The organism is Citrobacter sp. Cf088 (assembly GCF_030334295.1).
GTDB classification, from domain to species: domain Bacteria; phylum Pseudomonadota; class Gammaproteobacteria; order Enterobacterales; family Enterobacteriaceae; genus Citrobacter; species Citrobacter freundii.
Map to the genome: position 1 here is coordinate 87279 of NZ_JAOWEE010000057.1, position 24164 is coordinate 111442.

Sequence of the window (24164 nt, forward strand, 5' to 3'; positions counted from 1 at the left end):
TTATTATTCAAAATAATAACAAATGCTGACAATAAGATATGCTAATTTTTATTGGGTGCAACTTTTTTAATGTATTCATAATTATTTTGAATCGCATTTATTCATACAAATTCAAAATGAATTGATAAAGGTCTACTTGTTAGTTTTTAGGCTGTGCTTGCCGTCTATTTTTTTAATGAAATCGTCAAACCCAGTATTATTGAGTGACGCTCTGTTATACATCAAAAATAAATTTATTTTAGGTAGTGGGAACTCGGTGTTAATTTCTTTTAAATTAAATGTGCCGGCATATTGCTCATAAATTGCTGTTGGTAGTAAACCAATGATATCTGTATTTGAAATGATGTTAGCAATCGTTATTAATGAGTCGCTACGGAAACCAATGTCACGATTTTCCAGAAAGAATTTGGTTTGTTGCCTATATTCTTTAATGCCCGGGTCTTCAGAAAGAAGCTGCGTAAACTGTTCTTTTAATATATTTTCAAGCGTGGTTTTCTCATTAATTCTGGGGTGGTTTTTGTTACAGACTAATACTGTTTCGATGGTTTTAAATGGCGAACATATGATCGAGCGATTACTCACTGGAGCGGTAGTAATGACTAAGTCTGCCTTTCTGTAAGCCAACAGGTTTTCCGCATTTTCAGCAGTGATGAGTATGTCACGGTGCTCAATTTCGACATGTGAGTCTTCTCTGAGAAAATGAATAACTTCCGCGATATTAATAGTTGTTGTTAGTTGCGGGCAATAAATAATAAATTTTTTCTTCAGGCTGGAGTTATGCATAATGTTGATTGTCTGCTCCAGACTGTTGAGATTTTTCTCAAGATGCTGATGTAGGTTAATTCCAGCCGTCGTTGGGGTGATTCCTTTACCTGAGCGAATAAACAGCGGGTCATTAAACTGTGTACGTAGTCTCTGCAATGACTGACTGACAGCAGAGGGTGTAATATACAGTGTTTCCGCCGCTTTACTGATGCTCAAATGTTGATATATGCATTCAAATATAATCAACAGGTTGAGATCGAACTTTTTGAGGTCATAGAGGTTAGCCATGCGTACCTTCCTGTGATGGTAATGTATTGAAAAATTCAATTCTAGAATAGTTTAAAGGGTAGTTATTCTTGAAATTTATGTTTGTGTGCTTAATGAATAATTAACTTTAGCTAAAATAGCACAAGTTGCGTAATTTTCAGCAGGAAAGTTAATTTAAATGAGTGATTGATATGAGAACGATAACAATCACTCATCTTGTTACTTTTATTTATTTCCCATGATAATGTTTAATTTTTCTTTATCCGGTAAGCCTACTTCCTGTTGTAACGTATCGTCTTTACTCATGTAATAGATAGCCGGCGTTACGTTGGCCCCCAAATCATCCATCAACTTTTGGTTGATATTCAGTAACTTCATTTGCTCCGCAGGGACCGAAGCCGGGATTTCCAGCTTCATTTTCCCACCGGATGCCTCATAGTCATGCCAGGTTTTGGCCGGATCTTTGGCTGCCAGAATTGCAGCGGCGGTGGCCGGACTTTCAGGTTTAATTACGCCAACTAATAATGTACGCAACTGAACTTTACCGGATTCTACCCACGGACGCGCCTGCTGCCAGAGCTGTTTACAATAGGGACAGAAGGGATCGGCAAACACGTACACAATAACCGGTGCCTCTTTTTTCCCGTCCAGAATCCACGACGCTTTTTCCATTCGCTGCCACATCTCACGTCCGGCAGGGGCATAGATCTCTTTTTCTATGAGCGCATTACTGAGGTTTTCGCCTTTTTCATTATACATGTAGCCGGAGATGGCATGTTTACCGTCAGGCGTGACATAGATAGTGACCCCCATGTCCTGGTATTTTCCCAGATAGCCTTTCATTCCACCCGGTGCATCGAAAGGCTTCAGGATGGTAATGCCCTGTTTCTCAATAGCTTTAACGGGAGCAGGCAGTTCTTCGGCATGCACCACGGCAGGGAGCAGGGTTAAAAGTAAGGTACGTTTAAACATTGATTTTCCTTATAAAATCAGCAGGAAAGGGGGCTTAATTGCAAAACCTATCGCAGCCATAGGTAAGATCGACGGTCCGTCGATTGCCCTTTCTTGAGTTGGGTGATGTAATCCCAATCGCTGTTACGACCTTTGTTAAGGTAATGTAGAGCGCAACACATAGCCAGCCCTGCTGGCACTGACGTTACCTGCGGGTAGCTCGGGTAATGAGGCTCCCTGCATAGGGGGCCTTTTTTACTTTTGTCTTTTAGGTTCGATTGAGTAAGTTGTTAGTTAACGCTTATTGATTTGATAAAGGAAACGCATTAGCCCTGCTAAGAGATTTTCGTTAACTTATCTCTCAACGAAAACACGGAGGAAGTACAGATGTCTTTGATTAATACCAAAATTAAACCTTTCAAAAACCAGGCGTTCAAAAACGGTGAGTTCATCGAAGTAACCGAGAAAGATACCGAAGGTCGCTGGAGCGTCTTCTTCTTCTACCCGGCTGACTTTACTTTCGTATGCCCGACCGAACTGGGTGACGTTGCAGACCATTACGAAGAACTGCAGAAACTGGGCGTAGATGTGTATTCCGTATCTACTGATACCCACTTCACCCACAAAGCATGGCACAGCAGCTCTGAGACCATCGCGAAAATCAAATACGCGATGATCGGCGACCCGACTGGCGCCCTGACCCGTAACTTCGACAACATGCGTGAAGATGAAGGTCTGGCTGACCGCGCAACCTTCGTTGTTGACCCGCAGGGTATCATCCAGGCAATCGAAGTTACTGCTGAAGGTATCGGCCGTGATGCATCTGACCTGCTGCGTAAAATTAAAGCTGCACAGTATGTCGCTTCTCACCCAGGTGAAGTTTGCCCGGCGAAATGGAAAGAAGGTGAAGCAACCTTAGCTCCATCTCTGGACCTGGTTGGTAAGATTTAAGTCGCATTATTTGTAGGCCGGATAAACGTAGTGCATCCGGCATTCCACAGGCGCAAATCTGCGCCTGTTTTATTCCAGCACCATGACGCAAGTTGCATTAATGCAGTCCCGCAAAATCGGCTTGCATGATGATGTTTTCAGAGAGGGAAGAAGAATGCTCGACACAAATATGAAAACCCAGCTCAGGGCTTATCTTGAGAAACTGACCAAACCTGTTGAGCTGATTGCTACGCTGGATGACAGCGCTAAATCGGCAGAAATCAAGGAACTGCTGACTGAAATTGCTGAACTGTCAGAAAAAGTCACCTTTAAAGAAGACAATACTCTGGCGGTGCGTAAGCCATCGTTCCTGATTACCAATCCCGGTTCTCACCAGGGACCGCGTTTTGCCGGTTCTCCGCTGGGTCATGAGTTTACCTCTCTGGTGCTGGCTCTGCTGTGGACCGGCGGTCATCCGTCAAAAGAGGCGCAGGCGTTGCTGGAGCAGATCCGCGATCTCGACGGTGATTTTGAATTTGAAACCTATTATTCGCTCTCCTGCCACAACTGCCCGGACGTGGTGCAGGCGTTGAACCTGATGTCGGTACTGAACCCACGTATCAAACATACGGCGATTGACGGCGGTACATTCCAGAACGAAATCACCGATCGTAACGTGATGGGCGTTCCGGCGGTATTTATGAACGGCAAAGAGTTCGGCCAGGGTCGTATGACGCTGACTGAGATCGTGGCGAAAGTGGATACCGGCGCAGAAAAACGTGCGGCTGAAGAACTGAATAAGCGCGATGCTTATGACGTGTTGATTGTCGGTTCTGGTCCTGCGGGGGCGGCGGCAGCGGTGTACTCTGCACGTAAAGGCATTCGCACCGGTCTGATGGGCGAACGTTTTGGTGGTCAGGTTCTTGATACCGTTGATATTGAAAACTACATCTCAGTACCGAAAACTGAAGGTCAGAAACTGGCAGGTGCGCTGAAAGCACACGTTGATGATTATGATGTCGATGTGATCGACAGCCAGAGCGCAAGCAAACTGATCCCGGCAGCGCAGGAAGGCGGTTTGCATCAGATTGAAACAGCCTCCGGCGCGGTGCTGAAAGCACGTAGCATTATCATCGCCACCGGCGCGAAATGGCGCAACATGAACGTTCCGGGCGAAGATCAGTATCGCACCAAAGGTGTAACCTATTGCCCGCACTGTGATGGTCCGCTGTTTAAAGGTAAGCGTGTTGCGGTAATTGGCGGCGGTAACTCCGGCGTTGAAGCGGCTATCGACCTGGCAGGTATTGTTGAACATGTGACACTGCTGGAGTTTGCTCCAGAAATGAAGGCAGACCAGGTGCTGCAGAATAAGCTTCGCAGCCTGAAAAATGTCGACATCATTCTGAACGCGCAAACGACAGAAGTGAAAGGCGATGGCAGCAAGGTCACTGGCCTGGAGTATCGTGACCGCGTGAGCGGGGATGTTCACAATGTGGAACTGGCCGGTATCTTTGTACAGATTGGTCTGCTGCCGAACACCAACTGGCTGGAAGGCGCCGTTGAACGTAATCGCATGGGTGAAATCATCATCGATGCCAAGTGTGAAACCAGCGTGAAAGGTGTTTTCGCTGCCGGTGACTGCACCACCGTACCGTATAAGCAGATTATCATCGCGACCGGTGAAGGCGCGAAGGCCTCGTTGAGTTCGTTTGATTATCTGATTCGCACGACAGTAGCATAAAAAAAGTAAGACTCACCTGCAATGTCAAAACCGCCAGTCATCCGCTGGCGGTTTTTTATTTCCATATACTCAAATTGTCAATTCTTGAAACAATAAACCGTATAAAACATTCACTTAATTAGCCTGATCATTATTTTTATCAAAGAAAGAGAGGGCGTTATCTTTATTATATTAACCTGCATTATTTTTTCATTTGTTGTGTGAATAAATGGTTGGTTAATTCATGGGTGAAATATATGAAACCCTGACGATCTTTGAATCGACAGGGTTATTGCTACGTGATTTTTTTATCTCTCACGATAGTTGCACGCTGAAAGCGGCTTATTCAGCTTTAGATACAAATGCCTCGGCGCTAACAGAGCAGGAGTGGCTGGAAGCGGAGTACGACTTCAATGCGCTGTTTGTCGGACCGCAGAAGCTAAAGGCCGCGCCGTTTGCTTCGGTTTATCTTGAAGAAGATGCCCTTGTAATGGGTAAATCAACCCTTAGCATTCGGGAATTCATGGCAAATATAGGGTTATCTATAAATGTCGGGAATAATATTCCGGATGATCATATTTCCTGTGTATTGGAATTGGCGGTTTTATTATCAGCTAATTCCAGAGCATCGTCAGAATACCAGGTGACCCTTACTCGATATGCATCTGAGTATGTCGCGGTGTGGGTGCCCGAGTATATAGAAAAAATAAATATAAATGCACAAACCGCCACGTTGAAAAACGTAGCTGGAAGATTGTCTTCTTGGCTTGATGAATTAAAAACGAGAGTATCAGTATGAGTAATGAACCGGGAGTTCTGAACAGACGTTCATTTTTGAAAGGGTTGATTGCCCTTGGCACGGTCGCAGCCCTGCCTGGGGGATTGCTGACTTCACGCTGTGCATTGGCGCAACCGCCCATTCCATTTAACCCCAAAACCTACAAAATCTATCGTAACGCCTGTCCGCGTAACTGCTATGACACTTGTAGCCTGAAAACCTGGGTGAAGGATGACGTCATCACCTTTGTGGAGGGTGCGCCTGAGTCAACGTTTACGCATGGCACGCCGTGTGTGAAGGGACTGAGCTACCCGCGTCGGGTATACAGCCCGGATCGCATTAAATATCCGATGGTTCAGGATGTTCGCGGCAGTGGGAACTGGCGTCGTATTTCCTGGGACGAAGCAATGCAGCGCATTGCGACCAAGATGCTGGAGATTAAAAAGAAAGACGGTTCAATGCTGGGTCTGGCGATGACCAAATATTCCGGCAAATTTGGGGTATTGAACTATGCGGTTGAAGGGATGATGTCTTCGCTGGGTTACACCACGCGTTTTGCCGGAACACCTTGCTGGCCAGCCGGTATCGATGCCCAGAACTACGATATGGGTGATATGTGGTGTAACGACCCGGAAGATTTTGTGAAAGCAAAATACATCATTATCTGGGGCGCTAACCCGGCCTGGTGCTCTATGCACACCATGAAGTATATCTACCAGGCGCGGGAGAAAGGGGCGAAAGTGGTCGTTATCGATCCGCTGTTAACCCAGACTGCCGCGAAAGCCGATCTCTACTTGCGTGTCCGTCCAGGCTCAGATGGCGCTCTGGCGCTGGGTATGGCACGTCATTTGGTGGATAAAGGTCTGGTGGACCAGGATTTCGTCAACAACTATTCCCATGGTTACCCGGAATTCGAAGCCTATCTGCGCAACAGCGTTACCGTAGAGTGGGCGTCTGAGATTTGCGGGCTGTCGGCGGATGTTATTCGCCAGTTGGCGGAAGAATTTACCGCGGTTAACCCTGCTACCGTGTGGATTGGCTACGGCATGCAGCGTCATGTTAACGGCGGCGCTAACGTACGGGCGATCGATGCCTTTGTAGCAATGACCGGCAATATTGGCATTGAGGGCGGTGGCGCTCGCTACGGCCACCTGCATACCTGGGGCTTTAACTACAATGCCATGATGCAGAAGCCACCGGTAGGCTCCATCGGTATGCCAGGTGCAGCGGGAACTACCAGCGAGTTTGGTTCTGCGGGGGAAGTTGCACAGTATTCCGATCGCTCATTGAATATCAACCAGACCGCCAAGGGAATTCTGGAAGCCAACGAGCCGCCTGTCCGAATGCTTTGGGTTGCCTGTAAGAACCCGTTTGCTCAGGATTTTGATCGCAGCAAGATGGAAAAAGCATTCGAAAAACTGGAAATGGTGGTCTGTGCCGATCAGTTCTTTAACGAGACCGTCCAGCATGCCGATATCGTTTTGCCTGTCACCACGGCCTTTGAAGAGTGGAACGTAGACGCCTCATATTGGCACTACTGGCTCTCAATCAACCAGCCTGCAATTAAGCCAATGTACGAGGCAAAATGCGATCTGGAAATCGCCGTTTTACTTTCCCGCACAATCAACAAGCTGGAGCCGGGTTCTTGCACATTCCCGCAGGAGTTCAATCATAAGCGTTGGCTGGACCAGGAATTCAATGACGGAATGGCCAAAATGTTTGGCATCTCCTCATGGGATGACTTACTGGATGGCCCGAAAAAAGCCATTTTGCCGAGTTCTGCGGCCTGGTATGACCGCAAATTTAAAACCCCCTCAGGAAAGTTTGAGTTCAGATCTGAGCTGTGTGAGAAAAATGGCCATACGGCGCTGCCGGAATACAAACCGGAGGCGAAAAGCACGCTGCCATTCCACTTGTTTACACCGCATGTGCAGTTCGGTATCCATTCCCAATTTATCAACCTTGACTGGATGCAGGTCTTCTATCCGGAGCCGTTTGTCTATATGCATCCGATTTCCGCAGAAAAAAGAGGCATTGCCGAAAACGACCTGGTGAAAGTGTTTAACACCGTAGGTGAAGTAGAACTGCGTGCGAAGGTGACCGCTAACGTTCCGGAAGATTTCCTGGTGATGTATGAATCCTGGTTTAATAAGCTTAGTTACAACGTACAGAACGTGGTGGCAGATACCCCAGCCGATATGGGGTTGATGAAAACCGGTGCGCCAGGTGCGGCTATCCACAGTCAGTTTGCGGACATCATTTTGATCAGTAAAGGAGCAGCGGCATGAGACGCGCGTTTTTAGTTAATAGCGATAAATGCATCGGCTGCCGTGGCTGTGCAATGGCGTGTAAGAGTTTTAACCAGTTGGAACCTGAACGTTTCTGGCGCTATGTCTACCCGCTGGATAAAGAAATTTATCCGCATGAAGAGCGGGCGTTCTATTCGCTGGCCTGTAACCACTGCGAAAACCCGGCCTGTCTGGCGGCGTGTCCGGTAGAGGCGTACACCAAGCGTGAAGATGGTGTCGTGGTGCATAACCCAGAGCGCTGTATTGGATGCAAAAACTGTATCCGCAACTGCCCATACGGTGCGCCGCGTTTTAATGAGGAGACGAAGAAAGCGGAAAAATGCAGCATGTGCTACGAGCGCCTTGATGTTGGTATGCAACCGGCTTGCGTGAATGCCTGTCCGGTAGGTGCGCTGACGCTTATCGATCTGGATGCCGATCCTATACCTGACAATGCCGTACAGTATCCGCCGGGATTCCCGCGTATGCCGCAGCTTAATCCTGGCACGCGTTTTATCCTTGCGCGTCAGCCGAAGCAGCCGGAGGGCAAGTAATGGAAAAGTATGAACTTCCGCTGGTTATTTTTACCGTATTGAGCCAGATGTCGGTTGGGATCACGCTCATTCTGACGCTACGCACGCTGCAAGGAAAACTGGAAAGCAAACGCCTGTACTGGTTGGTAAGTGGGCTGGTTCTGGCGGTGGCGTCCGTTGCAGCGATCCTGCACCTTGCGCATCCGGATCGCGCCTACGATGCCCTGATTAACCTGCAGCACGCCTGGCTGAGCCGTGAAATTCTTGGCGCCACCTTATACGGTGCGGCGGTCGGGGTGACGTTTTTGGCAAAAGGGCACAAAGCGCCAGCTGTTCTGGCCTCTGTTCTCGGTATCGCGCTGGTGGCGGTGCAGGGGATGACCTATGCTGCCCCGGCAATGGTGGCGATCGCCAACGGTCTGACAATGCTGTTGTTCTTTATCACGGTGTGGGTGATGGGGTGTGCGGCGATTCCACTGCTTAACCTTGCACCTGCCGTTGCCGCATTACGCCAGGGGATTGTTGTGTGTATGGCGGTCATGATCGCCGCGCCCATTATCTGGCTAAGCGGCGGCACCATCATGCAGATGACGGCGCATGCCTGGCTGACGTCGCCGCTTTATCTGGCGAGTCTGGTGTGTCTGGCGGTGGCCTTTGTGCTAAGCCGTCAGGGAGAGCGTCGCGCAAAAGCGCTTTTTGTCCTGCTGTTTGTTGGCATATTCCTGAGTCGTCTGACGTTCTTTGGCGATACGATCAGCACCATCGTGAATATCGGTCATTTGTATTGATCGTGAGGTAATAAAAACCCCTGTCAGGCGTTAACCTGGCAGGGGTTTTCTTTAGCGAATCAGTGGCTGTTAACGAACAACCAGCACTGGCAAAGTCGCGTGGCGGACAACGCTAGAAGCGTTTGAGCCGAGCAGATGGGTGCTGATTGATGGGTTACGCGACCCAATGACAACGACATCTGCATTCAACTCTTCACCCAACTCGTTGACCACATCACGGACACTGCCAAAGCGGACGTGTTGCTTAATACGGGAAGGATCGATGCTGAAGTGACCGACCATCGTTTGCAGACGGGTTTCCGCTTCGTGTTGCAGATGCTCTTCAAAACGACGGACATCGGCCGCAAAGCGGTGCAGGCTTAAGCTCGCTGAGCCTGGCAGCACATGCAGCAGATGGATAACCCCTTTATCCTGGGCCAGAAATTCTGCATGGCGAATAGCCTTGTCGCTCAGTTCCATTTCGAATACATCAACAGGCATTATGATTGTGTTGTACATAAACATTCTCCTTGTCATTACATGAACACATAACAGCATAGTATTAAAAATGATTCTGTCAGTCACGACACAGATTTATGTTTTGCGAACAGGAAAGAAAGCGAGGAGCAGGGAGATCTAACCGGAAAGAGGATGCAGATGCATCCTCTGTAAGATAAAGCGAGTGGCTTTGATAAGACAGAGTTAGCGCAGGTAGTCGCCTGCAGCTTCAGGCTGGTACTCAAGCTCAATAACTTCGAGGTGCGTTGAGGCCCCGCCTGGCAGTTCCCAGTGAATGGTATCACCAACGCGCAGCCCCAAAAGTGCAGCGCCGACAGGTGCCATTACCGAAAGCTGTGTGCTGCTGTCAGTCATAGTGGCCGGATACACCAGGGTACGCACACGGACTTCTCCATCACTCAGATTGCGGAATTTCACGCGGCTGTTCATGGTCACGACATCGTGCGGCATGGTTTCTGGAGAACACATTTGGGCACGATCCAGCTCGGCGTTAAGGGCGTCGGCAATCGGTAAACCAGCAAACGCAGGTTGCTCCAACAGGCGGTCAATGCGTTCCGCATCGAGGTCGTTAATGATGATAGTTGGTCTGGACATTTATTACTCCATGTCGTCGATACTGCGGGTGCGCAGGTAAATAATCCCAAAAGAAAACCCTCACCGTCAGGCGGCAAGGGTTTAGCTTTTATGATGATACTGAGACTTACCCCATGTTTGAAGTGATTTAGTTCACATTCAGGCAAATCATCAATATTGTCGCGTATGGTGTAATGTCAGTCAGTTAACGAACCTAAGGTAATAAATCTGTTGCCTCCGTCGCATTGCTACGTTCACCTTATGTTATTCACTTCTCTGAAACCATCCTACCTGTGAACGTGTTAAGGGTACTATCGCCGTACCCTTAACAATCCCGGCGGGAGCCTGGGTTGCAAGGGAGGCGGCGGTGAGCCTCCCTTGCTCGTTCACGGGTATCAGTGCTTCAGAGAAGTGATACCGCTGAGGTGTACGGAACCCTGAGCCGGGATCACATGTCCCTATAATGCTTAACTGACAAGCATTACGCGTATGGTGTGATTTTAGCCGAAAAACGTGATCGTTCTCCAATTTGCATTATGCTTTTTAAGCGCTCGCTGCGGGCGCGTCAAACAACTCAGTGTTCCGCGACAGGAGATCTCATGAGCCAGTACGACAAACTTACCTTGAAAGACGGCAGCTATTTGCATTTTAAAGACTGGGGAAGTGGACAGCCCATTGTCTTCAGTCATGGTTGGCCGCTGACGGCAGATGCGTTTGAGGATCAGATGTTATTCCTCGGGTCGAAAGGATTTCGTGTGATCGCCCATGACAGGCGTGGGCATGGGCGTTCGGCCCAACCCTGGGATGGTCACAATATGGATCAGTATGCTGACGATCTGGCTGAACTTACCGCGCATCTCAATCTTAAAGATGCCGTCCATGTCGGACACTCTACCGGCGGTGGGGAAGTGGCTCGTTATATTGGCCGGCATGGGACGCAGCGGGTGGCAAAAGCGGTGTTAATTGGCGCGGTGACGCCCATCATGATCAAGACTGACTTTAATCCAAATGGCGTGCCGAAAGAGGTATTCGATGGCATCCGTGAGGGGGTTGTGAACGATCGCGCCGCCTTTTTCTATGAATTGACCGCTGCATTCTATGGCTACAACCGTCCTGGCGCAAAAGAGTCGAAAGCCGTCAGGGAAAGTTTTGTTGAACAGGGTTTACAAGGTTCCATCAAAGCGTTGTACGACTGTATCCACGCGTTTTCGGAAACAGATCTGCGTGAGGACCTCAAAAAGATGACCATCCCGACGCTGGTGATCCACGGTGATGACGATCAGATTGTCCCGTTTGAAACCTGCGGAAAGGTTGCGGCGGGAATACTGCCTGATTCGCAGTTGAAGGTATATGTCGGCGGCTCGCATGGCATTTGCACCACCCATAAACAACAGATCAACGGTGACCTGCTCAACTTTATTCAGTCGTAATCGTTGGCAGATTGTTCTACGCTGATCTTCTTTTTCCAGGGGGATGAGCGAAGCATAATTTGTGCTGCGCTGACGTTAACTTCAACAGGGAACGCTATGTATTTCTATCAACCGTCACAGGGACACGGCTTACCGCATGACCCGCTAAATGCCATCATTGGACCGCGCCCGATTGGCTGGATTGCGTCACGTGACGGCAATGGTCGGCACAATCTGGCACCATACAGTTTCTTTAACTGTTTTAACTATCATCCGCCGATTATCGGTTTCGCCAGCAGCGGCTGGAAAGACAGCGTGCAGAATATTATTGAAACCGGTGAATTTGTCTGGAACCTGACGACTCTTGAGCTGGCCACTGCGATGAACGAAACGTCAGCCAGCTTGCCGCACGGTGAGGACGAGTTTTTTGCCGCCGGGCTTAGCAAGGCAGATAGCCGGATAGTCAACGTGCCGCGCGTGGCGCAAAGCCCGGTCAATTTTGAGTGTCGCTTATCGCAAAGCCTGCAACTGACTACCGCTGATGGCTCACCGGTTGATACCTGGCTGGTATTGGGGGAAGTGGTGGGCATCCACATCGATGAAACGCTCCTGGAAGACGGCATCTATCAGACGGCGAAAGCGAAGCCGGTACTGCGCGCAGGTGGGCCAACGGCATATTATTCGATCAGTGAAACACACCGTTTTGATTTAGTTCGCCCGGACGCCCGAGCAAAACGCTAAGCTTACGGACCGACGCCAGCTTGCAGCGTCGGTCGCAAGTTTCAATATCCCACTTTGTCGATAATAAACTGTTTACCGCAGCTACCTGGATGCGGTTGCGGTAAGAATGACTGTGCAGATAACGTCTGGTTGATGTTGTCGGCTTTCAGGGATAACTGGATCTCAGTGAGATACGCCGGATTGCCGTGGCAGCTTAGCTTCACAGCTTTGACGTTCTCTTTACCCCAGCTTTTGGCAACTACGGCGTCAAATGCGTTACGGCTGACGGTTTTGCCGTAGTTTTCCGCCAGGAATTTGCCCACCTCGCTGTTCTTAACCTCATTATTCAGCCGTACCATCGTGCCAAAGTACGCGTCGGGATCAAAACCGAAACACGCGCCATGTTTGGCATACTCGTAACGTTCCAGACAGGATCTCCCTCCAGCGCCGGGCATTACGGCGCTGAGTTTTGCTGCGCTTTCCAGCGACAGCCCGGTTTCGGGGGCCGCGCATTTACGGCTGGCACGTGCTTCAGGCAGGTTGGGAATAGGGCGAGTCGCGCAGCCAAAACGCATCCAGCGGCGGTTGTCGACTCCACGGGCGGCAATGGATTTAGGCAGGCTGGGCCATAAACCGTGAACGGTCAGGAAATCCGCTTTGTCTGCGCTCTCTTTTTGTAAACGACATTCGTCAGGCTCCTGACGATTACGCTCGTGTTGGCTCTGACAAAATCCAGTTTGCCAGGAGAGGGCCAGCACGTAGCTGTCAAAATCAGTGTATTGTTTTGCCTGAAGTTCATCGGCCTGAGCTGCAGAAACTGGCAGCAGAAGCGCTGCCAGTAATGAAGAATAACGCCATGTTGATGTCATGATGATTTCGGATACTTATATAAATTCTGAATATCATCTATTTAATCATAAAAAATGCCAGTCAGGTTTAGCTGACTGGCATCATTTTCATCAGGTGTGAACCGAAATGATTAGCTCCACATTGCCAGAATCGGCCAGCCGACCAGCAGAAGCATAGAGATGTAGATAACGCCGAAGATAGCACCCAGACGCCAGTAGTCTTTGGACTTCACATAACCACAGCCGTAGATGATAACGCCAGGGCCTGTTGCATATGGAGTCAGACAGCCCATGATACCGATGGACAGTACCAGCAGGATACACAGATGTTCCATCGGCACGCCCGGGATACCTTTACCGACAGCCAGAATAACCGGCAGCATGGTGGCAGTGTGTGCAGAAAGGCTGGCAAACAGGTAGTGAGCAAAGTAGAACACCAGCACCAGCACGATTACGGTCGCGTTAGGCGAGAAGCCTTCCAGGTGTGTGCTCATGGTGTTGGCGAACCAGTCGATGAAGCCTGAACGGGTTAAACCATTCGCCATAACGACCAGCGTGGCGAGGTTAACCAGTGTGTTCCATGCGCTGTTATAGCGGGTAATGTCTTTCCACGGTACCACGTGCAGCGCCAGCATCAGGGAGACAGCCAGCAAACCCACTGCGGTTGCATCAATCAGTTTACCACCGAAGACCCACAGGCCCAGGCTGAGCAGAACCAGACCGATCAGCGTTATCTCTTTACGGGTCAGTTTACCCATGCCTTTCAGTTCATCACCGGCCCATGCGGCAACTTCAGCACTGTGAGTGACCTCTGGTTTGTACAGAACGTATGACAACCACGGAGCAACGATCAGCAAAATAATACCAACCGGCAGGAAGCTGAGGAACCATTGCAGCCAGCTGATTTGAATACCGGCAATTTTGTTGACGAATTCCAGACCCAGTACGTTTGGCGCAGCGCCGGTCACGAACATAGAGGAGCTCAGGCTGGTACTGATTACCATCATCCACATCAGGTATCCGCCGATACGGCGCGCGGAAGGATCGTTCGGGAATGATTTAAACAGCGGCGGCAGGTTTTTGATAACCGGGAATACGGTACCACCGGTACGCGCGGTGTTAGACGGTGTAAACGGCGCCAGCAGAATGTCGATGATAACAATCGCATAGCCCAGCGTCAGGGTGCGTTTACCCATGAATTTCACCAGGAACAGCGCGATACGACGACCCAGACCGGTGACTTCATAACCCAGTGCGAAGATAAACGCACCAAACACCAACCACACGGTGGTGCTGGAGAAGCCCGCCAGACCCCATTTCAGCGCTTGCTTACCCGCTTTAAATGCCGGGTCGGCCAGTTCTGAAGCATCAAACAGCAGATAGTTGCTGCCGATAACGCAGATCGTTACGGCGATAAAGCTGATCGCTGTTGCCGGAATTGGCTCCAGGATCATACCGACGATCATCGCCACAAACACGGCAAAGTAGTGCCAGGCCTGTGGAGGCATTCCATCAGGGACGGGGATAAGAAACATGACGCCCATTACGACCAATGGGGCCAGTAACTTCCATATTTTATCTTTTGCTAAAGACATGTGTGTGATTCTCCGGAAAGGATCTTTAATTGTGATAATGATGAACTTGTGAAATCTGAGCTAAGAACCAGGTGACGATCAGCAGATCGGCGCAGCCTCCGGGACTGAGGTTGCGTTCAATGCACTGTTGGTCGAACTGGTGTAGGTATTCGAGATCGGCAGGGGTACGAATCCCCCCTTGCTGCATCAGGGCGGTGGCCTGCTGCTGTAGCCAACGCAGACCTTCTGCGCCGCCACGTGAAGCCACGTTGGTGTCGCCGTTGATAGACATCAGCAGCAATAAAGTGTCGAGTAACGCCAGTTCAGGGTCGCGGCCCTGAGTCAGCAGTGCGCGGTAGTGCGGCAGGGCATGCTGGATGACTAGCGGGTATCCCGCTTCGGCTTCGCCCCGTGCGCCGGTTAATCCCAGTTGCTGATAAAGACGTTGGCCTGCCGTGAGTTGTTGATTGTTCTGGCGCAGTTCGCGCTCGGTCAGACCACGGCAAAATGTTGCTGCCGTAGAGCAAATGGTTTCAGCGGTAACAGTTAGTTGGAGCTGGTGCAGGCGGCCAATGGCGGCGCACAGCAGGCCCAGAGAAAAGATGCTGCCTTTGTGGGTATTCACCCCTGCGGTGGCGCGAAACATATCAGCTTCGCAGGCCATGCCCAGCGGGCGCAGTCCTTTCAATACATCCTCAGGCGACAGCTGTGCGCTAAACGCCCCATATTCAATAAAACGTGGCAGCCAGGCCTGAATAGCCTCGGCGCTACGATGAAAATCTTCCAGCGCCATATCTTTATGCGCGCCGTTGTTAATACGATCTACCAGACCGGGTTTAGGTGACAGGTTGACTTCAGTCAGCATGGCGCGCCACGCGAGCGTTGCGTAAGCATCAGGCAGATCCAGAGGAAGGACTGCATTATTGGTTGATGTTGCGGGAATCGGCATCATGCAGCAGTGCCTCCATCTGAGTGAGTAAGTCGGAAAGTGCGTGGGTTTTACCCCGCGCACAGTCGGCAGCACTTTGCTCGCACAGCAGACAGCGGCGGGCAGGGAGTGCGAAATGACGCCGGGACAGAATTTCCCCTTCAGGGGTCAGGACATCGATGTCCCATAGCCGTCCCAGCGGGTGTGAATGCTCAAGTTCAATCGTGGCGAGCTTGAGGTCGTGGGCCGGAGCCTCAATAGACAAAAGACCTTCTGGACCGCTGGCAGAAACCAGCGCTGTTTGCTCCCTGACAATCCAGGCTGATTGTTCCGCCAGCGCGAGCAAGGCGGTTACGCCGTGATTAAAGATGCGACGGGTTAATGCGCTGTCTTTAATCGGACCCGGTGCAACCACGGTGAACGAGACCAGTGGTGCAGAGTGGCGTGTCAGCCAGTCCTGTTGCCTTGCTTGTCTCTTATCGCGGCTGGCGAGCAGCTCGGGAATCGAAACCGCGTGTTGGGTGGCGAGTTCAGGGAGCAGGTGCATGGCTTATTCCTTCACCTGATGCACAACGTCAATCACTGAACCGTCGCGATAACGCACAACGGCAATCACGCGGTCAGTGAATTCGATAGCGCGTGGCTGACCGGTGAGTTGCTGTGCACGTTCGCGCAGCCATTCAATGGACACCACTTTCATACCGGCTTCTTTCAGTCGTTCTGCCAGTTCCGGACGTGCAGGGTTGACGGCGATACCGTGGTCAGTGACCAGAATGTCAACGCTGGAGCCAGGGGTTACGCAGGTCAGCACGTTATCAACCAGCGTCGGGATGCGTCCGCGAACCAGCGGTGCGACGATGATGGAAAGCGCTGCGGCCACAGCCGTATCACAGTGTCCGCCGGATGCGCCTCGCAGTACGCCGTCAGAACCGGTCAGTACGTTCACATTGAAGTTGGTGTCTACTTCTAATGCGCTCAGTACCACCACATCCAGACGGTCAACGGATGCGCCTTTTGAACCCCAGTTGGCATACTGGTTTGCACTGATTTCAATGTGGTTTGGGTTGCGGGCCAAGGACTCAGCCGCGTTACGGTCGAAGCTCTGCACGTCCAGCAGTTTGCGAATCAGGCCTTTTTCATGCAGATCCACGATGGTGGCGGTGATGCCGCCCAGCGCGAAGTCAGCACGGATATCGCGGCTGCGCATTTTGTCTTCCAGGAAACGCGTCACGGCCAGAGAAGCGCCGCCGGTGCCTGTCTGCAGTGAGAAGCCTTCATTGAAGTAGCCGGAGTTAGCAATGACCTCTGCCGCGCTACGGGCGATTAACAGTTCACGCGGGTTAGTGGTCATGCGGGTCGCATCAGCACCGATTTTGTCCGCATCGCCGACCTGATCGATCTGCACGATTAGATCTACCTGATCCTGTGTAATGCTGGCCGGGTTATGTGGATAGGTCAGCAGTTGTTCAGTCAGCAGGACAACCTGTTTCGCGTTTTCCGCGTCTACGCGGGCATAGCCCAGTGAGCCGCAGCATGCTTTACCGGTATAACCGTTGGCGTTACCAAACTGGTCGCAGGACGGTACGCCGAGGAACGCCACATCAATGCTGAGTTCGCCGCTTTGTACCAAGTGTACACGTCCACCGTGGGAGTGAATCTGTACCGGTTCGGCCAGCAGGCCACGGGAGATCTCTTCCGCCAGCGGGCCACGCAACCCGGAGGTATAAATACGGCTGACCACGCCCTGACGGATGTGCTCAACCAGCGGAGCATGGCAATCGCTCAGAGAGCTGGAGGCCAGCGTCAGATTTTTAAAGCCCATACTGGCGATGGCATCCATCACCAGATTAATGGTCAGATCGCCACCGCGAAAAGCGTGGTGGAAAGAGATGGTCATGCCATCCTGTAAACCTGAACGACGAATGGCGTCTTCCAGGTTAGCGCACAGCTTTTTGTCGCGCGGTTTTTGCGCCTGTAGTTCTACTTTTGCGGTGCTCTGATAAGCGGAAAGCTCACTTTCTGCATGACGGCTCCAGGTCGCCACGCGATCCTGGCGTTGAGACTGTTCGATTTTCTGCGTCATTTTTTTGCCTTATTCTTCGCGAATGCCGGAAAGTTCTGCACGGGAGATAACCAGAAGGGCGCGCTCGATAACCGGGCTGTCGACCATTTTGCCGTTCAGGGAAACAACTCCACGACCTTCGCGGGCAGCGGCTTCAGCGGCTTCTACGACCAAACGGGCGTGAGCCAGCTCTTTGCGCGTCGGGGCGTACAGGTTATGCAGGAGTTCGATCTGGCGCGGGTTGATGAGCGACTTGCCGTCAAAACCCAACTGCTTGATGTGTGCGGCTTCGTGCAGGAAACCTGCTTCGTTGTTGGCATCGGAATACACGGTGTCGAACGCCTGAATACCGGCAGAACGTGCAGCCTGCAAAATAGAGCAGCGGGCAAACAGCAGTTCAGTACCCTCCGGCGAGCGTTCAGTGCGCAGGTTACGCACATAATCTTCAGCACCCAGAGCAATACCGATCAGGCGCTCGGAAGCGTGGGCAATTTCTACCGCACGGGTAATGCCTAACGGCGACTCAATGGCGGCTAACAGGCCGGTGCTGCCGGGTTCACGGCCACAGGCGTTCTCGATGCGCAGAATTTCACTTTCGATGTCGATGACATCCTGCGCGGTATCGGTCTTCGGTAAACGTACGATGTCAGCACCGCCGCGTACCACGGCTTCAAGGTCGTTGATGCCCCATTCGGAGTCGAGGGCGTTTACACGCACGATGGTTTCAACGTCGTGATACAGCGGATGCTGCAGCGCGTGGTACACCATGCGGCGAGCGGTATCTTTTTCACGCAACGCGACGGAGTCTTCCAGGTCGAACATCAGTGCATCTGCCGGGTAGATGAACGAGTTGCTGACCATGGCGGCATTGGCACCCGGTACGAACAACATGCTGCGGCGAGTACGGGTTTTACGTTGTTGCAAAGATGCGGAAATCACTGGCAATCCTCCCATGGCAGTGCCGGAATACCGCCAGCGCGGGCCAGTAGTGCTTCCAGTCGCGCACGTAAAATGCAGTCCAGTGCGCCTTTATCATCAACATTTAATTGCACGCCGCGTACGTTGTAGCGGGACAGAACGTCCAGGATGGTGGTCCGAATGGCATCACCGAACTGTTTTTCGACGCTACTGTTAACCTGCAGGTCAATATCCTGCGAATCGAGTGGGGCGATGCGAATCATCACATCACCGGACTCGAGTGTGCCTGCGACGGCTGCCTGGTTTATTTTCATTTTTCACCTGTTGCTAATGCGGGGGTATTTTGGCGGACTGCCGCACCCGATGAGGCTCGTTCAACCATGCTTTGCAGATAGTGCAGCGTGGCGTCAGGGACCAGGGATGCGATAGCCGTGAGATCTTTTTTAACCAGCAGCTTGCGCACCCAGGAGGCGGAAATCGGCATCTCCTGGAAGCACAGCCGCTCAATTTCCACCAGTTCAATCGGTGGGGCGGGAAGCGTTGGGGTCTCCAGCCAGTAGCGCATATCGTTGTTGTACTGGGAGGTGACGGAGCAATACGGCTCGGTACCGACGAAACGATGTGTAACGCCGAGAGCCGGTGCCAGGTACTGGCGGAAGATTTTCAGGTCTATTTCGGTGTAGCAGTGGTTAATAACGCTCTGCTCTTTGATGAAGTAGCACGGGAACGTGGCGCGGGAAATGATGTATTCCGAACCGCGATGCACGGTTAAACGTGGAATATCTTTTGTCCCTTTAAGCACCAGATCCAACCGGTCTTCATACGGAAACCGTGAGGTATCCTCTTTGACCAAAAACAGATGCAGCCAGTCACATTGTGCGGCCGCCTGTTGGATCAGAAAACGATGTCCGTTGGTGAAGGGGTTGGCGTTCATGACGATGCAACCAATTTTTTTCCCTTCACGACGCTGTTTTGCCAGAGATTCAGCGTAACGTTTCAGACGCGTGGTGCTGTTTTCCATCAGCACCATAATGCCGGGAACGCTGGTCAGCGTAGAAAAGCCACACTGTTTAAACAGCGATTCGTACTCGGTTTTGGTATAGATGAAGAGGTGCGTACAGTGGCGCTCATAGGCGAGGTTGATTAACTCGGTCGCCAGCGTCAGCGCTAAGCCTTCGCCCCGTACGGATTCGCAGATGGCGACACATTTTATAATATTCCCAGCGATACCGCCGCAGGCAATCAGGCGGTCGTCTCGGGTGACGGTGATAAATACTTCGACGGTGGTGTCAACGCTCAAATCATTCTCTTTCAGAAATTGCGTGATAGCCGCCATCTTTTTATTTTCTGAGCGTTTAACTTGCGTGAATATATTATTACCGAACATAGTGAATAGAGCCCCGATGCTATATTTGTTACTGGGTTTCTGTTTTTGTTGCTCTGCTTAGCAACCTGATAACGTTTTGTTTGCAATTGAAGGGAATGGTTTTTTATTACGGAGTATTTCTTTTTTTCCCTGCTGCATACATCGTAAGGGGTATTTTGGAGGTAATTTTTGATTTATTTCACAATAAGTTAGAAGGTTTTAATGTGTTTTATGGTTTTAAGTTTTTTAATTAATTTAACCTCGAAATAGCGTGTGGTTTTAATTTGTTTAATTGATTTAAAGTGGGGAATCTGCAACGATCTTGTTTTATACCGTAACGTGTAAATAAAACATTTCTATTACAACTACAATGAGAAATAAGTTTCGGGCAACGTGGATGAGGAAGATATATGGCTGAGCAGAAAAATAAAACACGGTTTCCTTTTTTCCGCAGCCTGGCGTTTCCTTTACGCATCTTTCTGCTTATTTTGGTCGTTTCTGTTTTTATCATCGCCGCCCTGGCACAATACTTTACCGCCAGCTTTGAAGATTATCTGGCCGCGCATGTCCGCGATATGGCAATGAACCAAGCCAAAATCATCGCCTCTAACGACAGTATCATCACGGCAGTTAAACATCGTGATTACAAGCGTTTGGCGACGATTGCCGACAAACTGCAGAGCGGAACTGACTTCGACTATGTGGTTATCGGGGATACCAACTCCATTCGTCTATATCATCCGAACCCGGAAAAGATTGGCTACCCGATGCAGTTCACCAAACCCGGTGCGCTGGAAAAAGGGGAAAGCTACTTTATTACCGGTAAAGGGTCCATCGGGATGGCAATGCGCGCTAAAACGCCCATCTTTGATGACGATGGCAAAATCATTGGCGTAGTCTCAATTGGTTATCTGATCAGCAAAATCGATAGCTGGCGATCGGATTTCTTACTCCCGATGGCCGGTGTGTTTATCTTGCTGTTGTTGGTACTTATGCTGCTATCCTGGTTTTTCGCTGCCCATATTCGTCGGCAGATGTTGGGTATGGAACCGAAACAAATTGCGCGGGTGGTACGTCAGCAGGAAGCGTTGTTCAGCTCGGTATATGAAGGATTGATTGCCGTGGATCCTGATGGATATATCACCGCAATAAACCGCAGTGCGAGGAAAATGCTGGGGCTGTCTTCACCAGGGCGAAAGTGGCTTGGAAAACCGGTGAGTGAGGTGGTTCAGCCAGCGGACTTTTTCACCCAACAGATTGCGGAAAAACGACAGGATGCGATGGTAAACTTTAATGGCCTGAGCGTTATCGCCAACCGTGAAGCGATTCGCTCTGGTGACGAACTGCTTGGGGCAATCATCAGTTTTCGTAGTAAAGATGAAATTGCTACCCTTAATGCGCAATTAACGCAGATCAAACAGTATGTAGAGAGCCTGAGAACGCTGCGTCATGAGCACCTGAACTGGATGTCGACCATCAATGGCCTGCTGCAAATGAAAGAATATGACAAGGTTCTGGCCATGGTGCAGGGAGAATCCCAGGCGCAACAGCAACTGATTGACAGCCTGCGTGGCGCGTTTGCCGATCGTCAGGTCGCCGGTCTGTTGTTTGGCAAGGTTCAGCGCGCACGGGAACTGGGCCTCACCATGACTATCGTTCCGGGGAGCCAACTGCATCAACTCCCCGAGGGGCTGGATAGCACAGAGTTTGCAGCAATTGTTGGCAATCTGCTTGATAATGCATTTGAAGCGAGCTTACGCACCCAGCAAGGCAACAAGGTCGTAGAGCTCTATTTGAGCGATGAAGGGGATGACGTGATCATCGAAGTTGCCGATCAGGGATGCGGTGTGCCGGAAGCATTGCGTGAGAAAATATTTGAACAGGGTGTGAGCACCCGTACCGATGAACCAGGTGAACATGGCATCGGTTTGTATCTGATTGCAAGTTATGTGAGGCGCTGTGACGGGGTGATTACGCTCGAAGATAACTCCCCTTGCGGTACCTTATTTTCTTTATTTCTTCCGAAAGTGAAAAAAAATAATGACGGAACCATTAACGCTGTTGATCGTTGAGGATGAAACGCTACTGGCGGAAATGCATGCTGAATATATCCGCCATATACCCGGTTTCAGCCAGATATGGCTGGCGGGTAATCTTGAGCAGGCGAGGATGATGATTGAGCGTTTTAAGCCCGGTCTGATACTGCTCGATAACTACTTGCCGGACGGCAAGGGAATTACGTTGCTGCATGAGCTGACCCAGGCGCGCTATCCGGGCGGCGTAGTGTTTACCACGGCGGCCAGCGATATGGAAACGGTCTCCGAGGCTGTGCGCAGCGGTGCGTTTGATTACCTGGTCAAACCCATTGCCTACGAGCGGCTGGGGCAGACCCTGACGCGTTATCAACAACGTCGACGCATGTTGGCGGGGAATGACAGCGCCAGCCAAAAGCAGATTGATGAAATGTTTAATGCCTACGCGCGGGGCGAACCGAAAGGGGATTTACCGACTGGGATTGATGCGTTAACACTAAATGCAGTGTTGAAATTATTCGCCGACCCGACGGTACACCATACTGCGGAAACGATCGCCCAGGCGCTTACCATCAGCCGAACGACTTCCAGACGCTACCTGGAGTACTGTGCCAGCCGTCATTTGATTATTGCGGAGATTATTCACGGTAAGGTGGGTAGGCCGCAGCGTATTTATCATGGCGGCTAAATGCTGATTTCTGACGTAGGCCGGATAAGATATTTTAGCATCGACATCCGGCAACGGTGCGGTTTAAATGCCGGATGCGGCGTAGATGCCTAATCCGGCCTACATTTCACTGAGTATCAGCCGCCAACGACGGCTGAAGAAGAACCTGGTACCATCACTTCAGTTGCGATAATCACAACCAACAGCCCAACCAGAACCGGAACCGAGGTACGTTTCACCACTTCGAACGGAGAAATCTTTGCCATACCTGCGACAGCGACAACCACGCCGGAGACCGGGGAGATGGTGCGCCCAAGGTTTGACGCCTGCAGCATCGGGATAACAAGGTAAGCCGGGTTAATGCCGGAAGAATGCGCCAGCTTAGGGATCATTTCAACGAAGGCGTAGAACGGGGCGTTACCGGAACCCGTAGTCATTGCCGCCAGCATAGTCAGGATCACCAGCACCATCATCAAGATAATGCTCGCTGAACCAAACGAGGTGGCGATAGAAATCAGACTCTGAATAAAGCCGATTGTGCTCAGACCCTGGGCAAAAACACCCGCAGCGACTAACAACATCACCACGTTAGCAAAGGCATCCGCCATGCCACGGTAAGCGACTTCCAGACCAGAGAAAACCTTTTGGGTGTTGAACCCACGTACGAACTCCAGAATAGCCGCGATGAGCATGCACAGAACCAGAATCGTAATGATGTGCAACTGCGGGCCCCATTTACCATCAAAAATCAGGACGCCAACGATCGGGGTAAACGGCAGAATGGCGTAAAATGACGGGGCAGTCGTGGTGATTTCAGCCACATCTAACATTTCATGAGAAATGTTCTCTTTTTTATCCAGAAAACGCTGCCAGAAAAAGTGGGCAATCGCCATAGCAATGATGGCGGCAATAGAAATTGGCAGCGTGGTTTTAAAGGCGAAATCGATCAGCGGCATTTCCGCAGCTTTTGCCGCCAGCACCACATCACCGGATGTTGGTGAAAGAATAATTGCAGCAGGGGAGGCACAAATAGCCGCTGCAGCGCCACGGCTGATTCCAACGTTAACCATGACCGGGAACAGTGTTGCCATCAGCAATACGCCCAGACCGGTTGCTGAAGAAACCGCCAGTGACATCAGGCAGGCGACAAAATAGGCGGCAATCATTAGCAGGTAAGGAGAGTTGATGTATTGCAGGGGCTTGGAGGCCAGCTTAACGACCATATCGTTCGCGCCAATATGGGTCATATAGGCGGCAAAACCACACAGCATCATGATCATCATGCCGAGATCGCCACCACGGCTCATCAGCAAAATTTTAATATATTCAACAATGTCTGTTGCCGTATAGCCCGTCGATGCCGCGCTGGATGGCAACACTTTATGCCCCATCAGCGCACTGATAATCAACAAAACCAGACCGCCAACAAACAGTACGCCTGTCGCGGAATAACCTTTAATGATGTAGCGCGCTACACCTACAATAACCACAACCCCAATAAGGAGTTCAATAAATGTCAACATCGTTTCCCCTGTCGCATTGCTGCCC

At 50.8% G+C, this 24164-nt stretch carries 23 protein-coding genes; 10 read left to right on the plus strand and 13 right to left on the minus strand.

Annotated features, from left to right (window positions below; translation table 11 throughout):
• Positions 1-132 precede the first annotated feature (132 nt).
• Positions 133-1053, minus strand: coding sequence for a DNA-binding transcriptional repressor CitR (gene citR, locus OGV71_RS21410; RefSeq protein ID WP_286533998.1), 921 nt, complete (start codon positions 1051-1053; stop codon positions 133-135).
• A 204-nt stretch (positions 1054-1257) separates the two neighbouring features.
• Positions 1258-2004 carry a thiol:disulfide interchange protein DsbG gene (gene dsbG, locus OGV71_RS21415; protein WP_204583900.1) on the minus strand — a complete coding sequence of 249 codons (747 nt, stop codon included), beginning with the start codon at positions 2002-2004 and terminating at the stop codon, positions 1258-1260.
• A 366-nt stretch (positions 2005-2370) separates the two neighbouring features.
• Here dsbG and ahpC point away from each other — a divergent pair, with 366 nt between their 5' ends.
• The 6 genes from ahpC to OGV71_RS21445 all read left to right on the plus strand — a co-directional run bounded on the left by ahpC (position 2371) and on the right by OGV71_RS21445 (position 9020).
• Complete coding sequence (gene ahpC / locus OGV71_RS21420; RefSeq protein WP_002894394.1) at positions 2371-2934, plus strand: alkyl hydroperoxide reductase subunit C; 564 nt, start codon at positions 2371-2373, stop codon at positions 2932-2934.
• A 154-nt stretch (positions 2935-3088) separates the two neighbouring features.
• Entirely contained in the window at positions 3089-4654 is a 1566-nt protein-coding gene (ahpF, locus tag OGV71_RS21425; RefSeq protein ID WP_003835619.1) for an alkyl hydroperoxide reductase subunit F, read from the plus strand.
• A gap of 223 nt (positions 4655-4877) precedes the next feature.
• Positions 4878-5432, plus strand: coding sequence for a TorD/DmsD family molecular chaperone (locus tag OGV71_RS21430; protein ID WP_003022087.1), 555 nt, complete (start codon positions 4878-4880; stop codon positions 5430-5432).
• Positions 5429-7699, plus strand: coding sequence for a molybdopterin-dependent oxidoreductase (locus OGV71_RS21435; protein ID WP_204583898.1), 2271 nt, complete (start codon positions 5429-5431; stop codon positions 7697-7699). Before OGV71_RS21430 ends, OGV71_RS21435 begins: the two co-directional genes overlap by 4 nt.
• On the plus strand, positions 7696-8253 hold the full coding sequence (locus tag OGV71_RS21440; RefSeq protein WP_003022094.1) for a 4Fe-4S dicluster domain-containing protein: 558 nt from the start codon (positions 7696-7698) through the stop codon (positions 8251-8253). Before OGV71_RS21435 ends, OGV71_RS21440 begins: the two co-directional genes overlap by 4 nt.
• On the plus strand, positions 8253-9020 hold the full coding sequence (locus tag OGV71_RS21445) for a dimethyl sulfoxide reductase anchor subunit family protein (protein ID WP_071696173.1): 768 nt from the start codon (positions 8253-8255) through the stop codon (positions 9018-9020). The genes OGV71_RS21440 and OGV71_RS21445 overlap by 1 nt, the downstream gene beginning before the upstream one ends.
• Before the next feature lie 69 nt (positions 9021-9089).
• On the opposite strand, the gene uspG is transcribed toward OGV71_RS21445, so the two are convergent.
• Together uspG and rnk are read right to left on the minus strand one after the other, a co-directional pair.
• Complete coding sequence (gene uspG, locus OGV71_RS21450; RefSeq protein WP_003022101.1) at positions 9090-9518, minus strand: universal stress protein UspG; 429 nt, start codon at positions 9516-9518, stop codon at positions 9090-9092.
• 183 nt (positions 9519-9701) lie between these two features.
• Positions 9702-10112, minus strand: coding sequence for a nucleoside diphosphate kinase regulator (gene rnk, locus OGV71_RS21455; protein WP_057064786.1), 411 nt, complete (start codon positions 10110-10112; stop codon positions 9702-9704).
• Positions 10113-10690: 578 nt separating this feature from the next.
• Between rnk and OGV71_RS21460 the strand changes: the two genes are divergently transcribed.
• Together OGV71_RS21460 and OGV71_RS21465 are read left to right on the plus strand one after the other, a co-directional pair.
• On the plus strand, positions 10691-11521 hold the full coding sequence (locus OGV71_RS21460; RefSeq protein ID WP_204583896.1) for an alpha/beta fold hydrolase: 831 nt from the start codon (positions 10691-10693) through the stop codon (positions 11519-11521).
• 96 nt (positions 11522-11617) lie between these two features.
• The gene (locus OGV71_RS21465) at positions 11618-12241 is read left to right on the plus strand and encodes a flavin reductase family protein (RefSeq protein WP_003022109.1); all 624 of its coding nucleotides are present in this window, start codon (positions 11618-11620) and stop codon (positions 12239-12241) included.
• 41 nt (positions 12242-12282) lie between these two features.
• Here the strand turns inward: OGV71_RS21465 and rna are convergent, their stop codons facing one another.
• The 8 genes from rna to citC form a co-directional block, all read right to left on the minus strand.
• Complete coding sequence (gene rna / locus OGV71_RS21470) at positions 12283-13089, minus strand: ribonuclease I (RefSeq protein ID WP_003022111.1); 807 nt, start codon at positions 13087-13089, stop codon at positions 12283-12285.
• A 110-nt stretch (positions 13090-13199) separates the two neighbouring features.
• Positions 13200-14663 (minus strand): citrate/succinate antiporter CitT, encoded by a 1464-nt coding sequence (citT, locus tag OGV71_RS21475; RefSeq protein WP_003022114.1) that lies wholly within the window; start codon positions 14661-14663, stop codon positions 13200-13202.
• A gap of 25 nt (positions 14664-14688) precedes the next feature.
• The gene (gene citG / locus OGV71_RS21480; protein WP_003835603.1) at positions 14689-15594 is read right to left on the minus strand and encodes a triphosphoribosyl-dephospho-CoA synthase CitG; all 906 of its coding nucleotides are present in this window, start codon (positions 15592-15594) and stop codon (positions 14689-14691) included.
• On the minus strand, positions 15563-16117 hold the full coding sequence (gene citX / locus OGV71_RS21485; RefSeq protein WP_003022118.1) for a citrate lyase holo-[acyl-carrier protein] synthase: 555 nt from the start codon (positions 16115-16117) through the stop codon (positions 15563-15565). The genes citG and citX overlap by 32 nt, the downstream gene beginning before the upstream one ends.
• Before the next feature lie 3 nt (positions 16118-16120).
• Entirely contained in the window at positions 16121-17653 is a 1533-nt protein-coding gene (citF, locus tag OGV71_RS21490; protein ID WP_003022120.1) for a citrate lyase subunit alpha, read from the minus strand.
• Positions 17654-17662: 9 nt separating this feature from the next.
• Positions 17663-18571, minus strand: a complete 909-nt coding sequence (locus OGV71_RS21495; RefSeq protein WP_003022123.1) for an aldolase/citrate lyase family protein — start codon at positions 18569-18571, stop codon at positions 17663-17665.
• Complete coding sequence (gene citD, locus OGV71_RS21500) at positions 18568-18864, minus strand: citrate lyase acyl carrier protein (protein ID WP_003022125.1); 297 nt, start codon at positions 18862-18864, stop codon at positions 18568-18570. The genes OGV71_RS21495 and citD overlap by 4 nt, the downstream gene beginning before the upstream one ends.
• The gene (gene citC, locus OGV71_RS21505) at positions 18861-19937 is read right to left on the minus strand and encodes a [citrate (pro-3S)-lyase] ligase (protein ID WP_032948797.1); all 1077 of its coding nucleotides are present in this window, start codon (positions 19935-19937) and stop codon (positions 18861-18863) included. The genes citD and citC overlap by 4 nt, the downstream gene beginning before the upstream one ends.
• Before the next feature lie 389 nt (positions 19938-20326).
• Between citC and dpiB the strand changes: the two genes are divergently transcribed.
• Together dpiB and dpiA are read left to right on the plus strand one after the other, a co-directional pair.
• Positions 20327-21988 (plus strand): sensor histidine kinase DpiB, encoded by a 1662-nt coding sequence (gene dpiB / locus OGV71_RS21510; protein ID WP_109544346.1) that lies wholly within the window; start codon positions 20327-20329, stop codon positions 21986-21988.
• Entirely contained in the window at positions 21957-22637 is a 681-nt protein-coding gene (dpiA, locus tag OGV71_RS21515; RefSeq protein WP_003022133.1) for a two-component response regulator DpiA, read from the plus strand. Before dpiB ends, dpiA begins: the two co-directional genes overlap by 32 nt.
• 116 nt (positions 22638-22753) lie before the next feature.
• Here the strand turns inward: dpiA and dcuC are convergent, their stop codons facing one another.
• Entirely contained in the window at positions 22754-24139 is a 1386-nt protein-coding gene (dcuC, locus tag OGV71_RS21520; protein ID WP_003022136.1) for an anaerobic C4-dicarboxylate transporter DcuC, read from the minus strand.
• Between the last annotated feature and the right edge of the window lie 25 nt (positions 24140-24164).

Excerpts from the sequence above, each read along its gene's own strand:
- citG (WP_003835603.1), bottom strand. The coding sequence starts at position 15,594 with ATGATGCCGATTCCCGCAACATCAACCAATAATGCAGTCCTTCCTCTG.
- rnk (WP_057064786.1), bottom strand. The coding sequence starts at position 10,112 with ATGTCCAGACCAACTATCATCATTAACGACCTCGATGCGGAACGCATT.
- ahpF (WP_003835619.1), top strand. The coding sequence starts at position 3,089 with ATGCTCGACACAAATATGAAAACCCAGCTCAGGGCTTATCTTGAGAAA.
- dpiA (WP_003022133.1), top strand. The coding sequence starts at position 21,957 with ATGACGGAACCATTAACGCTGTTGATCGTTGAGGATGAAACGCTACTG.
- OGV71_RS21435 (WP_204583898.1), top strand. The coding sequence starts at position 5,429 with ATGAGTAATGAACCGGGAGTTCTGAACAGACGTTCATTTTTGAAAGGG.
- citT (WP_003022114.1), bottom strand. The coding sequence starts at position 14,663 with ATGTCTTTAGCAAAAGATAAAATATGGAAGTTACTGGCCCCATTGGTC.
- citX (WP_003022118.1), bottom strand. The coding sequence starts at position 16,117 with ATGCACCTGCTCCCTGAACTCGCCACCCAACACGCGGTTTCGATTCCC.
- dsbG (WP_204583900.1), bottom strand. The coding sequence starts at position 2,004 with ATGTTTAAACGTACCTTACTTTTAACCCTGCTCCCTGCCGTGGTGCAT.
- citR (WP_286533998.1), bottom strand. The coding sequence starts at position 1,053 with ATGGCTAACCTCTATGACCTCAAAAAGTTCGATCTCAACCTGTTGATT.
- OGV71_RS21440 (WP_003022094.1), top strand. The coding sequence starts at position 7,696 with ATGAGACGCGCGTTTTTAGTTAATAGCGATAAATGCATCGGCTGCCGT.
- OGV71_RS21445 (WP_071696173.1), top strand. The coding sequence starts at position 8,253 with ATGGAAAAGTATGAACTTCCGCTGGTTATTTTTACCGTATTGAGCCAG.
- OGV71_RS21430 (WP_003022087.1), top strand. The coding sequence starts at position 4,878 with ATGGGTGAAATATATGAAACCCTGACGATCTTTGAATCGACAGGGTTA.
- dcuC (WP_003022136.1), bottom strand. The coding sequence starts at position 24,139 with ATGTTGACATTTATTGAACTCCTTATTGGGGTTGTGGTTATTGTAGGT.
- ahpC (WP_002894394.1), top strand. The coding sequence starts at position 2,371 with ATGTCTTTGATTAATACCAAAATTAAACCTTTCAAAAACCAGGCGTTC.
- citC (WP_032948797.1), bottom strand. The coding sequence starts at position 19,937 with ATGTTCGGTAATAATATATTCACGCAAGTTAAACGCTCAGAAAATAAA.
- citF (WP_003022120.1), bottom strand. The coding sequence starts at position 17,653 with ATGACGCAGAAAATCGAACAGTCTCAACGCCAGGATCGCGTGGCGACC.
- rna (WP_003022111.1), bottom strand. The coding sequence starts at position 13,089 with ATGACATCAACATGGCGTTATTCTTCATTACTGGCAGCGCTTCTGCTG.
- uspG (WP_003022101.1), bottom strand. The coding sequence starts at position 9,518 with ATGTACAACACAATCATAATGCCTGTTGATGTATTCGAAATGGAACTG.
- citD (WP_003022125.1), bottom strand. The coding sequence starts at position 18,864 with ATGAAAATAAACCAGGCAGCCGTCGCAGGCACACTCGAGTCCGGTGAT.
- OGV71_RS21460 (WP_204583896.1), top strand. The coding sequence starts at position 10,691 with ATGAGCCAGTACGACAAACTTACCTTGAAAGACGGCAGCTATTTGCAT.
- OGV71_RS21465 (WP_003022109.1), top strand. The coding sequence starts at position 11,618 with ATGTATTTCTATCAACCGTCACAGGGACACGGCTTACCGCATGACCCG.
- dpiB (WP_109544346.1), top strand. The coding sequence starts at position 20,327 with ATGGCTGAGCAGAAAAATAAAACACGGTTTCCTTTTTTCCGCAGCCTG.